Annotated in this window: 9 protein-coding genes; all 9 read left to right on the top strand. The window is 59.2% G+C overall.

All coding sequences use genetic code 11. The features are described 5' to 3' along the window. The first annotated feature begins 76 nt into the window (after positions 1–76). The 9 genes from ACQK2L_RS08340 to ACQK2L_RS08300 all read left to right on the top strand — a co-directional run bounded on the left by ACQK2L_RS08340 (position 77) and on the right by ACQK2L_RS08300 (position 14,005). Positions 77–799, top strand: coding sequence for an RraA family protein (locus ACQK2L_RS08340; RefSeq protein ID WP_425396484.1), 723 nt, complete (start codon positions 77–79; stop codon positions 797–799). Positions 800–1,029: 230 nt separating this feature from the next. Continuing rightward, the gene (locus ACQK2L_RS08335; RefSeq protein WP_425396483.1) at positions 1,030–5,121 is read left to right on the top strand and encodes a LamG-like jellyroll fold domain-containing protein; all 4,092 of its coding nucleotides are present in this window, start codon (positions 1,030–1,032) and stop codon (positions 5,119–5,121) included. A gap of 129 nt (positions 5,122–5,250) precedes the next feature. Then, positions 5,251–6,117, top strand: a complete 867-nt coding sequence (locus ACQK2L_RS08330; RefSeq protein ID WP_425396482.1) for a PEP-CTERM sorting domain-containing protein — start codon at positions 5,251–5,253, stop codon at positions 6,115–6,117. Between the two features lie 83 nt (positions 6,118–6,200). Further along, positions 6,201–7,118, top strand: a complete 918-nt coding sequence (locus tag ACQK2L_RS08325; protein ID WP_425396481.1) for a DUF1559 domain-containing protein — start codon at positions 6,201–6,203, stop codon at positions 7,116–7,118. A 31-nt stretch (positions 7,119–7,149) separates the two neighbouring features. Beyond that, positions 7,150–7,563 (top strand): hypothetical protein, encoded by a 414-nt coding sequence (locus tag ACQK2L_RS08320; RefSeq protein WP_425396480.1) that lies wholly within the window; start codon positions 7,150–7,152, stop codon positions 7,561–7,563. A gap of 71 nt (positions 7,564–7,634) precedes the next feature. Beyond that, positions 7,635–8,750, top strand: a complete 1,116-nt coding sequence (locus ACQK2L_RS08315) for a mannonate dehydratase (protein WP_425396479.1) — start codon at positions 7,635–7,637, stop codon at positions 8,748–8,750. Then, positions 8,747–9,898 carry an ABC transporter substrate-binding protein gene (locus ACQK2L_RS08310; protein WP_425396478.1) on the top strand — a complete coding sequence of 384 codons (1,152 nt, stop codon included), beginning with the start codon at positions 8,747–8,749 and terminating at the stop codon, positions 9,896–9,898. Before ACQK2L_RS08315 ends, ACQK2L_RS08310 begins: the two co-directional genes overlap by 4 nt. Before the next feature lie 41 nt (positions 9,899–9,939). After that, entirely contained in the window at positions 9,940–12,003 is a 2,064-nt protein-coding gene (locus tag ACQK2L_RS08305; RefSeq protein ID WP_425396477.1) for a polysaccharide lyase family 8 super-sandwich domain-containing protein, read from the top strand. Next, complete coding sequence (locus tag ACQK2L_RS08300; RefSeq protein ID WP_425396476.1) at positions 11,933–14,005, top strand: heparinase II/III domain-containing protein; 2,073 nt, start codon at positions 11,933–11,935, stop codon at positions 14,003–14,005. Before ACQK2L_RS08305 ends, ACQK2L_RS08300 begins: the two co-directional genes overlap by 71 nt. Positions 14,006–14,467 lie beyond the last annotated feature (462 nt).

Raw genomic sequence — 14,467 nt, 5'->3', positions numbered from 1 at the left:
TGGCAGCAGTTTGCGTCCAATTTTCCTCTTACGCCAATGTGTCTCCAAGCAGAACGTAGAACCAGGAGCAGTAGTAGTGTCTTCATTTTTGCCAGCAACCGATCAGCTTGAACTCCTCCGCGATGCCGTGGAGATCGTCGAGTTGACGGAGCCGGAAGCCGAGATCGTCAGTCGTTACGAGAGTCTCTACACAGGAGCCGTGAACGACGTGCTCCGCGAGATGTGCCTGCTCAATCAGGCACTGCCGCCGGGCATTGCCCCGCTCCGCGACGAAATGGTGGTCGCCGGGTTTGCGTTCACCATCCGCTCGGTTTGCGATCCCACCATCGAGGGCGAGCTCGCCACTCGGGTGGAGATGCTCGACAAGCTGACCCCCAACTCCGTGTGTGTGTGGAACGCCAATGGCGAGGACAACGCTTCACATTGGGGAGGTGTGATGACTCGCGCCGCCAAGAAGCGAGGCGTTCGCGGGGCGATCATCGACGGAGGAATTCGCGACACCCGCGACATCCTTCAACTCAAGTTCCCCGTGTGGACGCGCTATCGCACTTCGAATGGGGCGCTGTCGCGCTGCAAGATCACCGGATACCAGGTTCCCGTCTTGATCGGCGGCGTACTCATCAAGCCCGGCGATCTGGTGATGGCAGACATCGATGGCGCTTTGGTGGTGCCGCGCTCGCGCGTGGAAGAAGTGCTGCTTCGCGCTGAACAAGTCGAACGAAACGAAATCGAAATCAAATCATGGGTCGATGCTGGCATGAAGGCGGAAGAGATTAGCGAACGGGGTGGCTATTTCTAGACAGCTGCCCCAGGCGACGAAGGCTGCCTTCACAGCCGGCAACGTCTGCCTCCTCTTTGACGTTCTCCATTGCCTACTAGTCTCATCTAACTGATAACCCGGCATTCGCAGGATTTACCACTATGTCATGCAGCAAGCTTGCTCACTGCCATCGCTGTCGATTCTTTGTGGCCCTTACGTGTGGGCTGATCTTGGGTTCGCAAGCGCCCCTCCGGGCCGATGTTCTTCCCATGACGGGGGCTTCGTATTCGGTGCTCAACACCAATGGCGATGGGCACATTTCCAACACGTCGTTGCTGGGCAGCTATACCACGTCGGCCGGGGAGGTAACCACACTTTCTCACGCGGTGAGTGCAACGGGCAGTTTTCAGCTCAGCGGGGCGGGTGTGCGGAACTTCTGGGGGGTCGACGGTTCGGAGATCGAAGGCCCCGACGCGGTGCTCAACTTGGATGTTTCCCGAGGTGTGTTGAACTCCGGCATGAGCGGAGCTCCCGCTGGCACCACGATTAACTTTGGCGATACGGGCGGGGAGAGCATGAACTTCTTCTTCCAGAACGTCCTGGCCGACGCCGGCGCGCCTGGCAATGCCAACGACATTTTCCTAGTAGAGATCAGCGGCAACGATGCGCTAACCATTGTTCCGCTCAATGCATCGGGCAATCCGATTGGCGACTTCTCACTAGACATCGCTGCTGGCGACTGGGGCGACATCTCCCCTCCTTCCATACGGGTCGGAGGGAACTCGCTCTCGGCGGCCACTTTCAACTTGGGAGGAGTGGCCTTCGATCTGAGCGATTTCTCCGGCACGGGGTCCCTCACAGGAGTCGCGGGCATTAGCGTTGTCGGACCAGCAGGTCTGGACCTGGCGGTCGCCGGCGTGAACTCCACCTTGGCCCAGGCTCCCGTCGATCCAACCGTTACCATCGACCGTAACACAGGATTCATCACGCTGCACAATCCCAACGGCGCGGCTGGCCCGATCGAGTTGCTGGGGTACTCAATTACTTCCGACACGGGCTCCCTGGATCAAGCTGGGTGGAAGTCGGTGGCGGACAACTACGATGCCGACCATCCCGGGCCCGACCAAATCGACAGCGACGACCAATGGACCATCCTCACCGAGCCCGGCACCTATGAAGACCTCAGCGAATACGCTTTTGGAGGCGACGGAGGCCAGGTTGCCGCGGGGGAAGACTTGGTGCTGAGCCAGGCGGGTGGTGCTTGGATTCAATCGCCTGTGGAAGACGTCGTCGTCGAACTCTCGCTGCCCGGCGGTGTGTTTCTCCAGCCCGAAGTGTTGTTCGTAGGCAACGGAGACGTACCGTTCATCCGTAGTGATTTGGACTTCGACAACGACATCGATGAGCAGGACTGGCAGATTCTCAACAACAACGGTCCGGCGCTGCTGACCACGCCCTCCGGAGCGCTGCGCTACGCACAAGGCGATTTGAATAACGATGGCTGGAACGACATCAACGACTTTGCCATCTTCCTGCAGGACTTCGAAAACACCAACGGTGCCGGGTCCTTCGCGGCCATGCTCGCGGCCTCGCAAGCTGTGCCCGAGTCGTCGAGTTGGATCCTGCTGACGTTGTCAATCGGTGCAGTTCTGGGCGGCACCATCGGCCGACGCCAGCGACGTCTGCGCACGACGCTGGGTCTGCTAGTTGTATCGGGAGTATGCATTTGCAACGAGGCCAACGCCCTGGTGCTTCCGATGACCGGCGCAACCTACGATCCGCTGAACACCAACGACTATGGCGGAACGATCGCCATCGATGCCCCTTCGCCGATGGCTTCGTTTACCAATTCGTCCGGCACCACGAGTAGCCTTTCGCATGCCATCGCGGCGACGGGGCGGTTTCAACTTCATACCTCATCGGGCACTGTGCGTAACTTCTGGGGAGCCAACAGCACCGAAATCGACGGCGCTGCGGCGGTGCTCAACCTGGACGTCTCGACCGGCGTGCTCAACTCGGGCGATTCGGCGGCCAGCGAGGATGCATCGGTCGACGTAGGTGGAGTTGGCGGCACAAGCATGAACTTCTTCTTCGCCAACGTGCTGCCCGACGCGGGCGCGCCGGGCGATGGCAACGACTTGTTCCTGGTGGAGATCATTCCCAATAGCGGGACAGGAGGAGACGACGACTTGACGATCGTTCCGCTCGACACTGGCGGCAACCCGATCAGCACTTACTCGCTCTCCATCAGCCCGAGTGACTGGGGCGAGATTTCACCACCTCCAATTCGCATCGGCGGCAATTCGCTCTCGCAGAACACCTTCAAGAACGTAGGAACCGGCTTCGACCTCAGCGACTTCACCGGTGGCGTCGGACCTCTGACTGGCGTGGCCGGCATCGCGGTCACCGGACCCGGCGGTGTCGACTTGGCGGTTGCCGGCGTGCATGGCGACCTCGCCGCGGTGCCGGTGCTGACCGCCACGGTGAACATCGACACGGGCAACATCAGCCTCAAAAACGACGCCATCGCGCCGATCGAGTTCAATTCCTACCAGCTCATGAGCAACGATGTAGCGACACTCGATCCCAGTGGTTGGCAAAGCCTGGCCGACCGCGTCCCCGCGCTCGACCCCGTGGACGGCAACGACGTCGGCACCGTGTCTGGCGATGGACTCGGTGAAACATGGGCCGAGGGCGGCGCGTCCAGTGCCCAGGTGCTGTCGGAGCAATTCTTACTGGGTTCCACGACACTCGCCGGTGGCAACTCCCTCAGCCTTGGCGCCGCGTACAACGACCTGGTTGGCGGCGAGATTTCCCTCTCCTACTACGACGTGGTGTCCGGCAGCGTCGTGCAAGGCGTCGTCGAGTACGTCACCGGCGGGCTGCTGGGCGACTTCAACAACGATGGCGTGGTTGGCCTTGCCGACTACACCTTGTGGCGTAACAACCTCGGTGCAGCCGACGAAACTGCCATCAATGGCAACGGCGACGGGGGCGGCATCACGGCTTCCGACTACCAGGTGTGGAAAGACAATTTCGGACAATCGGCCGGTTCGCTGAGCACCGTGGCCTCCTTGTCGGTTCCCGAGCCCGGCGCCTGCTGCCTCTTGGGTCTCGGCATCGCCGCAGTGGTGGCAAGAAGACGCCGATGGTGCCAAGTCAACCTATCGCAAGTCGCCTGCTTAGGCCTTGCGATGCTAACCTTCGCCGCCCGCTCCGAAGGCGCGGTGACTGTGGATGGCGCTTACCAGATGGGCGATCTGCCCGCCGAGCAAGGTGCCAACAGCGTCGGCGATGGTGTCCCGGTTCCACCCTCCAACGGCACGTTCGACGACGTGAGCCTCCAGCGAGACTTGTCCCAGGTGTCAGGGGATCCCACTTACGCGCTGCTGACCCAAGCACCACTGAACAATGGCTTGCCGGCCGAAGCCGGCACGTGGGGAATTAGCTTCGATGGTGTCGGCGATGCGGTACAGGACCCCACCGCTACGCACGTATCGCCCATCAGCACAGTGGCGGGTGCGGTGTCGATGTGGGTTTACCCTCGCAGCGACAGCAACCGCCAAGTGCTGTACTACAACGGCGTGAACGACGTAGGCGTCGCCATCACGTCTTCCGGCAAGTGGACACAGTTGGCAGCTGGACATGTCAACGAAGCGGATATCGTAGCCAGCGAGGACGTGGTGCCCAACGCATGGGTCCACGTGATGCAACACACGTACGCCTTCGGCGACACCGGCGCGCCGACCCTCGTGGCAGGAACTGGCGCGGCGAGAGACTTCATTAGCGTGCTGTACGTCAACGGCAAAGCGGTGAGCGCCCACTTGGACGATCACACCACCACGGCCGACGCCCCACTTCTAGTGGGCGCCGAATCGCCCGGCAGCGAGACCAGCTTCTTCGATGGAGTGATCGGCGATCTGGACGTGTACAGCACGCCAAGCGGATTCGACTTGTTTAGCGACAACCCAGCGATCCGCCAACAGATCAACGTTTTGAGCAGCGGGTCGATCACCGACGGAGCGATCCCGATGGGCGACGTGAACGTCGACGGAACCGTCGATCAGCTGGACGAAGACGCCTTTGTGGATGGGTGGTTTTCCAAGAACCGCATCGATGGTTTTCACGGCGATCTGTTAGTGCCTGATTTGACAACTTGGCAGAACGGCGACCTGAATCAGGACGGTCAGGTGAACCTCCGCGACGCTTATCTGCTGCATACCGAACTGCTTCCCATTGGTGGGTTAGATTTCAGCCGGCTGGTAGCGCCTACAACTGTGCCAGAGCCGAATGCTCTGGGTGTGCTGGCAATGGGATTGCCACTGGTTGGCGCATGGATAACCAGCCGACGGTCCGCCTAGGAAGGGGACACGGGCAGCCTTCCCCTTCCTGGGCCGGGCCAGGCACCCGCTGCAGTTGCAAGATTGCGTAGAGAAACAGAGATGATTGGAACTTGTTTTTGACACCTTTTCTTAACGTGAGGGAGACTAATGAGCTGTCTAACATTGCTTCGCAACTTGTCGTGTGTCGCAGTCGCCTGCTGCGGCGTGATGCAGTCGGTGCAGGGAGCCGTGCTTCCGATGACCGGTGCAACGTACAACCCCCTGAACACAAATGACTATGGCGGCACGATCGCCATCGACGCCCCCTCGCCAATGTCGTCGTTCACCAACTCCGCTGGCACCACGAGCAGCCTGTCGCATGCGGTCTCGGCCACAGGGCGATTCCTGCTTCATACCTCGTCGGGAACCGTGCGCAACTTCTGGGGAGCCAACAGCACAGAAATCGACGGCGTCGACGCGGTGCTGAACCTGGATGTTTCGACCGGCGTACTAAACTCGGGCGATTCCTCCGCTAGCGAGGCTTCCTCCGTCGACGTTGGCGGCGTGGGTGGCACCAGCATGAACTTCTTCTTCGCCAACGTGCTGCCCGACGCCGGAGCACCGGGCGATGGCAACGACATCTTCCTGGTGGAGATCGTCCCCAACAGCGGCACCGGAGGTGACGACGACCTGACGATCGTTCCGCTCGACTCCAGCGGCAACCCGATCAGCACCTACTCGCTATCTATCGTTCCCAGCGACTGGGGCCTGATTGACCCACCTCCGATTCGCATTGGCGGTAATTCGCTATCGCAGAATTTCTTCAAGAACGTAGGCACCGGGTTCGACCTGAGCGACTTCACCGGCGGCGGCGGACCTCTGACCGGCGTGGCCGGCATCGCGGTCACTGGCCCTGGCGGTGTCGATCTGGCCATAGCCGGCGTGCATGGCGATCTCGCCCCCGTGCCCGAGCCCGCTTCGATTTTGCTATTGGCATCAGCGAGCCTAGTTGCGCTCGCCAAGAGATGGAGTTAGTTAGATAAGTAGGTGCGTTGGAGGGCCACCGACCCGTGGTGGCCCTCCCGCGTGCTGGTCCCAATCCCGAGTACTGACGAGTCATGAAGATTAATCGATTCTCCCGTCCGCAATCGGCTGCATTCACCTTGGTGGAACTACTGGTGGTGATCGCCATCATCGGCATCCTGGTAGCGCTGTTGCTGCCGGCCGTGCAGGCGGCGCGTGAAGCCGCGCGGCGCACCCAGTGCCTCAACCAGCTGAAACAACTGGCTCTGGCGCTGCACAACTACCACGACGTTCACAGCGCGTTTCCCGCTGGCGGGATCAGCAGGGTCTCGCAGTTTTCGTGGGTCGGTTCGGTGATGCCCTACATGGAGTCGGAAACTATCTCCGACCAGTTGAGGGACTCGGAGCGTTATCGCAGCCAGCACAACCTCACCGTGGCAGTCAATTCCCCGAAGACGTTCTACTGCCCAAGCCAGCAAGAACAATTCTCAGTGTTGCACCCCGTGTTCGGTGTTCCTGATGAATTGGCTAACGGGGTGAACACTAAGACGATTCACTATTACGGCATCGCCGGCCCCAAGGGCGTGATTGGTACAACACGCGACGAGTACGAATGGGTGAACCAAGGCCCGAACGGAGGCTTTGCTACTTCTGGCATTCTGTACAAGGATAGTAACGTCGCGATGCGGCGGATTACCGATGGCACTTCGCAAACGCTGTTGTTGGGCGAGATCTCCTGGGACGACGCGAACATCTATCGCGTGTGGACCCGCGGGTGCGGCAGCGAGTGGTGTGCGTCGTGCAAGAACATCGTCTACAGCCCCAATCTCGGGGAGTACACCACTTTCAATGTTGGCTTCAACGACATCGGGTTTGGCAGCAATCACCCAGGTGGCATGCATTTCGCCATGGGCGATGGCTCTTCTCGATTTGTGAGCGAGGAGATCAATCTGGGCGTCTTCAAAGCGATGGCAAGTCGCGATGTTGGCGAAGTCCAAGTCGACTCCCCTTAATTAGGTCTGAACCCTTACCACTCAAGCAATAATGCAACGATTATTCCTGGTGCTGGCGTGCGTTCTTACCGCGGGCGGGTGCACCTCCAGCGACAGCGACCGCCAGCAACTGACTGGCGAGGTTACCTTTGATGGGCGAGCGGTGCCCAGTGGTGTGATCTTCTTTGATCCCGACGCCAGCAAAGGCCACGACGGCCGCCAAGGAGTCGCCAAGATCGTCGACGGGAAGTTCGATACCCGAAGCAGCGGCAAAGGCGTGTCCGGCGGGCACTATATTGCTCGGATCACGGGGTTCGATTCGCAGCCGGGCGCGGCGCCGTCGACTCCACTGTTCCATGAGTACCGCGTGGAGGTCGAGATCACTCCAGAATCTGCAGAGATGAAGTTCGATGTTCCTGCAGGCGCTGCGGCAGATGTCGCGCCGACGCCCAACCTTGGCATATAATGGAACCCGCCCACGACGCCCGTCCGCTGGCATTCGCAGTTCCCCATTTCGCAGAAGTCGCCCCAGGTTTCATGAGCAACACCACCGACGGACGCCCCATCCCCGACGCTGGCACCTCGGCAGCAGAACGCCGGCAAGCCAATCGCGAATTGCCCATGCGCGTGGCCGTCGCCACGTTCGTTACTCCCAGTGACGAACGCTTGCGTTTTATCCGTCAACTTGGCGTCGAAGACATCATCTTGTGGGGAACCACGTTCCGCAATCCACGCCAGCACGGCGGAGGCGACGTGCCCTACAAGGAACTGGTGTCGCTGCGCAATCGGGTCGAAAATCACGGGCTGAGGCTCTTCGCGGTGGAAACGCTGCCCGCCCAGATGTACGACAAGCTGATCTTCGGCAAAGAAGGTCGCGAGCAACAACTGGAGCATTTCATCTCCACCATCCGTCACGTCGGACGAGCCGGCATCGCCGTGTTGGGGTACAACTGGATGCCCCAAGGCGTGTGGCGGACGTCGCTCAACACGCCGCTCCGCGGAGGAGCCACCAGCACTGGCTTTGCACTGGCCGAAGCCAGCGATGCTCCACTCATTCGCGGCCGACGCTTCAGCGAAGAGGAGTTCTGGGGCTACTACACGTGGTTCATCGAGCGCGTCCTTCCGGTTGCCGAAGAGGAAGGGGTGACGTTGGCCTTGCATCCCAACGATCCCCCAGTGCCCGAGGTCGGTGGAGCGCCGTGCTTGTTTCGCAGTCGTGCCGCGTTCGATCGCGCGATGGAGATCCGCCCCAGCAGCAGTCACGGGCTTTGCTTCTGTCTGGGCAACTGGACCGAGATGGGCGAAGACATCTACGACGCCATCAAGCACTATGGTAGCCGCGAGGAGTTGGTGTACGTGCACTTTCAGGCCGTGCGAGGACGGGTGCCCAATTTCCATGAGACGTTCATCGACGAGGCCGACTACGACGCCTGGAAGCTGGTAAAGGCTTTCGACGCGGCGAAGTTTCGCGGCGTGATGATCCCGGGTCACGTACCCGAAATGGAAGGCGACGAACCTTGGAGAACGCAAGAGTCGCTCAACTCCACGCCGTACTACCATCCGATGGGCGGCTACCGGGGTCGTGCGTACACGGTGGGCTACCTGAAGGGACTACTGCATGCGCTGCGGGATAAGCCGGGAGTAGTGGAATGACCACACTCACCTTGCGCGGCTTGACTTGGAACCACACGCGGGGACTCGCGCCGCTGCTCGCCACCGCGCCCACCTACAGCGAACTGCACCCGAACATTTCGATTCAGTGGGAGGCGCGCAACTTTTGGTCGTTTGGCGAGGAACCCCTCGACCGCTTCGCCAGCGAGTACGACTTTATCGTCTTCGACCATCCATTCACGGGAGCGTCCGCCAAACAGGGTTTGCTTATTGCGTTGGACGATGTACTTCCCGCGTCGTACCTTGCCGATCAGCGCGAAAACAGCGTCGGTCATTCGTTCGCCAGCTACACCTACCAGGATAAGCAAGTCGCGCTAGCGATTGATGCTGCCGTGCAACTGGCCGCGTGGCGGACGGACCTGATGGACGCGGCAGGTCATCGGCCGCCAAATACTTGGCAGGAAGTAATCGACCTGGCGGAGGCCACTGGGCGAGTCGTCGCGCCGCTAGCGCCGATGGGAGCCATGGGCACATTCTTCAGCATCTGTGCGGGAGCTGGAAAGCCTGCCGCCGCGAGCTGCGAACGGTTCGTCGCCGAAGAGGTAGGCGCAATGGCGCTCGACACCTTGGCCGCGCTTTATCGCGTGAGTGGCTCCGAATGCCTCACCACCGGAGCGGCCGGAATACTCCAGCGGATGGCGACCTCCGACGAGGTGATCTACGCCCCTTGCCAGTACGGTTACAACAACTTCGCCCGTGAAGGGCACGCCGCGCATCGCTTGAGTTTCGGGCCGGTTCCTACTCTGGATGCGGCTAACACGGGAGGAGCCAATCTGGGGGGAGCAGGGATTGGTGTGTTCGCTGCCTCGAAGCATCGTGCGGAGGCGGTCGACTATCTTCGCTGGATCGCAAGCGAGGAGATCCAGCGGACACTATACACTCACGCCGGCGGACAGCCAGGGCATCGCGCTGCTTGGCTCGATGATACCAACAACCACATCACTGGCGGGTTCTTCCGCGACACGCTCCCCGACTGCGACCACGCCTATTGTCGCCCGACCTACCTCGGGTTCCCTGTGTTCCAAAGTGCGGCTGGCCAGTTGCTGCAGAGTTTCTTACGTGGGGAGTGCGCGACGCGCGACACACTACACACCCTCGAGAAGTTGTACTTGCAGTCTCTCGATGCATAGCGCAGTTACCCGACACGACAAGAAGACACCATAGGCAAACCATGAGAACGCGTTCGGCCGGTCAAATCACTTGTTTCCTCGTGCTGGTAATTCCTGGCTCCGTCGATGTTCACGCAGCGAACGCAACCTCCGACTTGCAGCAGCACTTCGAGCAGGTCCTGCAACGCCACCGCCAAGTGTTGAAAGTGGCTCCTTCCATGCAGGCCGACGAGGTGCAGCGACTGATTTCTTCGCTGTCGGACTCCGGCAGCTGGGACGATCTCGACTACGACGACCAGTCACACGCCGGTTGGATCCCTTGCGACCACCTGCTTCGCGCGAGGGCGATGGCGCAGGCCTACGCGACCGAAAGCCAGCCACTGGCTGGCGATGCTGAACTACGCGCGGCCATCAACCGCGCGGTCGAACATTGGGTCACCAAACGTTACAAGTGCCCGAACTGGTGGTACAACCGAATCGGCGTGCCTCAGGCGATGCGGGACGTGGTCGTATTGATGGGCGATGATCTAGACGAGCACCTACAGCCCGGTGTTATCGAAGTGATCGACCAATGTACAATGGGTGGCACCGGCGCCAACCTGGTGTGGACGGCCGAGGTCACGCTTCACCATGGTTGCTTGACCAACAATGCGGAGCTTACCGCTAAGGCCGCGCAGCGGCTGGCCAACGAAGTCACCCTTGGTGCGGAAGCCGGCATCCAACGCGACGCCAGCTTCTTTCAGCACGGCCCCCGGCTGCACTCCTTTGGGTACGGCAGGTTTTATACCGAGATCATGTTGGCCGTGGCGTGGGAACTGGATGGCACCCCTTGGCAATTTCCACCGGAGAAGAGAGACATCTTCTCGTGGTTCCTGCTGGATGGGCAGCAGTGGATGTCGCGAGGCAAGCACACCGTGCCAAGCACGATGGACAGGGTCTACTCGCGGAAGAGTCAATTGCAATCCGCAGATTTCAGTCACCTCTTGCCGCTCTGGAATCAGGTTTCTGGCATCGACCAACAGGCGTTTCAAACGTACCTCGATCGACTGAACGGAAGCGCCCCGCCGTTGGTAGGCCACCGACACTTTCGCGTCGCCGACTTCACCGTTCACCATCGACCAGCGGGGAGCTTCTTTCTGAAGACACTCTCCCCTCGCACCCGCACCACCGAGTCGATCAACAGCGAAAACCTCAAGGGCAAGCCCTACCTACATTCCGGCGACATGTACGTCGTGCGGGATGGAATGGAATACGAGGGCCTTCAACCAGTCTTGGATTGGCGACGTCTGCCGGGCATCACTACCTCAGGCAATGCGACACAGCAGCATTCACTTTCCATTGTCGGCGGCTTGGGCGCCGAGAACTCGGGTATTACTGCCATGGACTATCGCCGCGACGAAAGCGATGGCCGTGCGCTAAGTTGCCGCAAGTCTTGGTTCTTTTACAACGATATTGCCATTTGTCTACTGAGCGGTTGGAACATTGCCATCCAAATGGAGGACGTTGTCACTTCATTGGAGCAATGCCGCTACCGCAAGGGCATGGCGTGCTTCCTGCCTGCCAAGTCATGGGAGGAGTGGAACACAGAGGAAGGTGAGGCTGATGGCGTTGTTGGTGTACTCCATCATGGTGTTGGGTATCTTGCGTTGGGTGATGGCCGGTTGAGCGTCACCGCGAGCAAGAGAACTGGGGAGTGGGGAAGCGTTAATCGACGGTATCAGGGCGAACCTTCTGTAGCCGTGCCGGTTCTGCAGATCGAAATGCAACATGCCTCCAATCCCGAGCCCTGTGGGTATGCCGTGATCGTCGGAGCTACTCAACAGAGATTGGTTGACGTGGCCGAGCGGCCGCCGTGGAGAGTCCTTCGAAATGACGGTCTGTGCCAGGCAGTCGAGTTCGGCGAGATAGCCATGGCAACCTTCTTTGCTCCAGGAACCGTGGTTTGCTCCAGCAGTACAGAACTGCCATCCCTTGCTGTCGACCGCCCGTGTATTGCCATTTGGACCACGGGCTCTCTCCAGATCTGCGATCCTACACAAACGGGAGGGACGATTCATGGGACGTTCAACGGCGAAAAATTTATGGCTGAGCTACCACCCTCGGGTACACCAGTGGACATGGAGTGAAGCCGACTCATGCTGTTATATCAGGATTCCCGGTCTCTTCGGCTGTAAACTGACAATCGACACAGAAAGTTATGGGCAAAACATGTGCGAACCTAACGGCAGGCTTTACGTACTAGTGCACTTGGCACTGCTGACCTTGATAACCTCCAACGTGAACTGCTGGGGACAGGAGTCTACTCCACTCGAGCGGCGAGCTGTAGAAATAGCTCAATGGCTGCCGGAAACGGCACGCGGGGTAGGTCAGCCTATATCGAACCGCGAGGCCTGGGAAAAGCTCGCTAACCATCCCGTTTTTCGAGACTACGTCGAGTTGGCTGAGCAAGCCATCGACGAGCCGATCCCGCAGTTGACGGACGAACTCTACCTCGAATTCTCGCGCAACGGCAACAGAACCAACTACGAAGCGCAAGACAAGGCGCTGACGGAGCGGTTGCGAGTGACTGTTCTGGCTGAGTGCATTGAGGACAAGGGGCGATTCATCGATGACATCGAGGCCCGAATAAGGCAAACGTGCCAGCTCAAGGCGTGGACGCTCCCCGCCCATGACGGTGCTCTGAAGTGTTTTAAAGGACATGAGTACATCGTAAACATCCAGTGCGCCCGAAAAGCATGGGACATGGCCTGTTACTCATGGGTGCTGGGAGACCGCCTTTCGGGCGAAACGCAATCGTTAATCAGGCGTAACGTTGAACGCCGGGTGCTAGAGCCGGCGAAGCAAATGTACCTCGGTCAGCAAAAACGTCACACCTGGGTGTACAGCAAGGGTAATCATAATCCAGTCTGCCACTCTAGGGTGACTGGCGCCGCACTGGCCTTGCTGGATGACCGTGAGGAGCGAGCGCTGTATCTGGCCGCCGCGGAACACTTCTCCCAGAACTACTTGAACGGTTTTACAGCCGATGGATATTGCTCAGAGGGCCTTCACTATTGGAACTATGGATTTGGTCGTTTTCTAACACTAGTTGAAACGGCTCACCAAGCGACTGAAGGAAAGCTCGACCTACTCCAACTACCAAACGCCGAATCTGCTGCCAAGTTCGGCTGGAATACTCAACTCACTCAGAAATTAAGCCCCGCTTTCTCCGATTGCCACGTCGATGAGATTCCGAACCCGGACATGGTTTGGTACATCGGTCGGAGGCTGGTTCTGCCGTCCGGCGTCAGCAACTACGTACCAGGGGCTGGCGACACGGTGCTGCCGGATAACCTCATCTATGCGTTTCCAAATTCCGCCACTGCCGTCGACCTAGCGCCGACTAGCGGGGGTCTGGCGCTCCGGAGTTGGTTTGCAGATGGACAACTGCTAATCACACGCCCTGCGTCAAAGTCGGATGGTATCTTATCCGTTGCCATGAAAGGCGGTCATAATGCGGAATTCCACAACCACAATGACGTAGGATCCTTCGTTGTGGCGGTGCGAGACGAGGCATTGATCGTTGATCCTGGAAGAGAGATCTACACACGCAAGACGTTTGGGAAGAATAGATACGACCGTGCCACAAACAACTCTTTTGGGCATTCTGTCCCGGTCGTGGCGAATAAACTCCAAAGAGCAGGACGCCAAGCCAGGGCGAGAATCGTACGTAAGGAGTTCTCTCCTGAATCCGACTACCTGGAGATCGACTATGCGTCTGCATACGACGTCAATGCTTTAGAATCGCTCACGCGATCGTTTCATTACGATCGGCACGGGCAGGGGGGCCTCACAATTCGCGATCGTGTACGATTTGCCACGCCCAATGACTTCGAGTCTGCCATCATATCTTTTGGGGAGGTAGAGCTCCTCTCCGACGACACGTTCCTTATCATCGGGCGTAGCGAAGCCCTCAAGGTCTCTTTCGACTCACCCAACGAGTCGTACGAGATCACGCACCACGCGATTGAAGAAGACTATCATGCCGGGAAGCACCCTACCCGAATCAGCGTGCGCGTTGTTCATCCCGTGAAGATCGCTGAGCTCAATATGTTGATTGAACCATGGGGCGGAGAGCTTAGTCCCTAGATCGCACTACATCTAAGCGTAGCGGTATCCGCAGTGGCGGAAGTAGTTTCGCATCTCCGACCAAACCAGGTGTACAAGCCCAGGTGTATATACACCTCCTAGACGCACTTCAGCGCCCTTCCTGAAACAACTTGGCTACTTGCTTCACAACCCAGAATCACTATTATTGCAGTGCTGCGTTTTTCGGCAATTGGGCGATTCGAGGTGGTTGCGACAAAACCCACCACGTTGTTCCCCGCATGTTCCCAGTGGGGCAAAACGATAGTCGCCGTTCGCTCCGCGAACGAGTGCATGCACCACCACGCTCGCTGTTGGAGACAGAGCCGAACCTAGGAAAGACTCGTCTAGATTCCGACAACACGTAGGTTGTCGGCTAGCGGCTCTCACCTACTCACTTACTCAACTCACCTCTAACAAATTGCCAAAGATCCATCGCAGGCACAAAGTCCCGCACCTCCATTG

Source organism: Aeoliella sp. (genome assembly GCF_965227375.1).
Taxonomy (GTDB): domain Bacteria; phylum Planctomycetota; class Planctomycetia; order Pirellulales; family Lacipirellulaceae; genus Aeoliella.
This window is presented reverse-complemented; position numbering and strand designations above follow the sequence as displayed.

Excerpts from the sequence above, each read along its gene's own strand:
- ACQK2L_RS08335 (WP_425396483.1), top strand. The coding sequence starts at position 1,030 with ATGACGGGGGCTTCGTATTCGGTGCTCAACACCAATGGCGATGGGCAC.
- ACQK2L_RS08330 (WP_425396482.1), top strand. The coding sequence starts at position 5,251 with ATGAGCTGTCTAACATTGCTTCGCAACTTGTCGTGTGTCGCAGTCGCC.
- ACQK2L_RS08325 (WP_425396481.1), top strand. The coding sequence starts at position 6,201 with ATGAAGATTAATCGATTCTCCCGTCCGCAATCGGCTGCATTCACCTTG.
- ACQK2L_RS08320 (WP_425396480.1), top strand. The coding sequence starts at position 7,150 with ATGCAACGATTATTCCTGGTGCTGGCGTGCGTTCTTACCGCGGGCGGG.
- ACQK2L_RS08315 (WP_425396479.1), top strand. The coding sequence starts at position 7,635 with ATGAGCAACACCACCGACGGACGCCCCATCCCCGACGCTGGCACCTCG.
- ACQK2L_RS08310 (WP_425396478.1), top strand. The coding sequence starts at position 8,747 with ATGACCACACTCACCTTGCGCGGCTTGACTTGGAACCACACGCGGGGA.
- ACQK2L_RS08305 (WP_425396477.1), top strand. The coding sequence starts at position 9,940 with ATGAGAACGCGTTCGGCCGGTCAAATCACTTGTTTCCTCGTGCTGGTA.
- ACQK2L_RS08300 (WP_425396476.1), top strand. The coding sequence starts at position 11,933 with ATGGGACGTTCAACGGCGAAAAATTTATGGCTGAGCTACCACCCTCGG.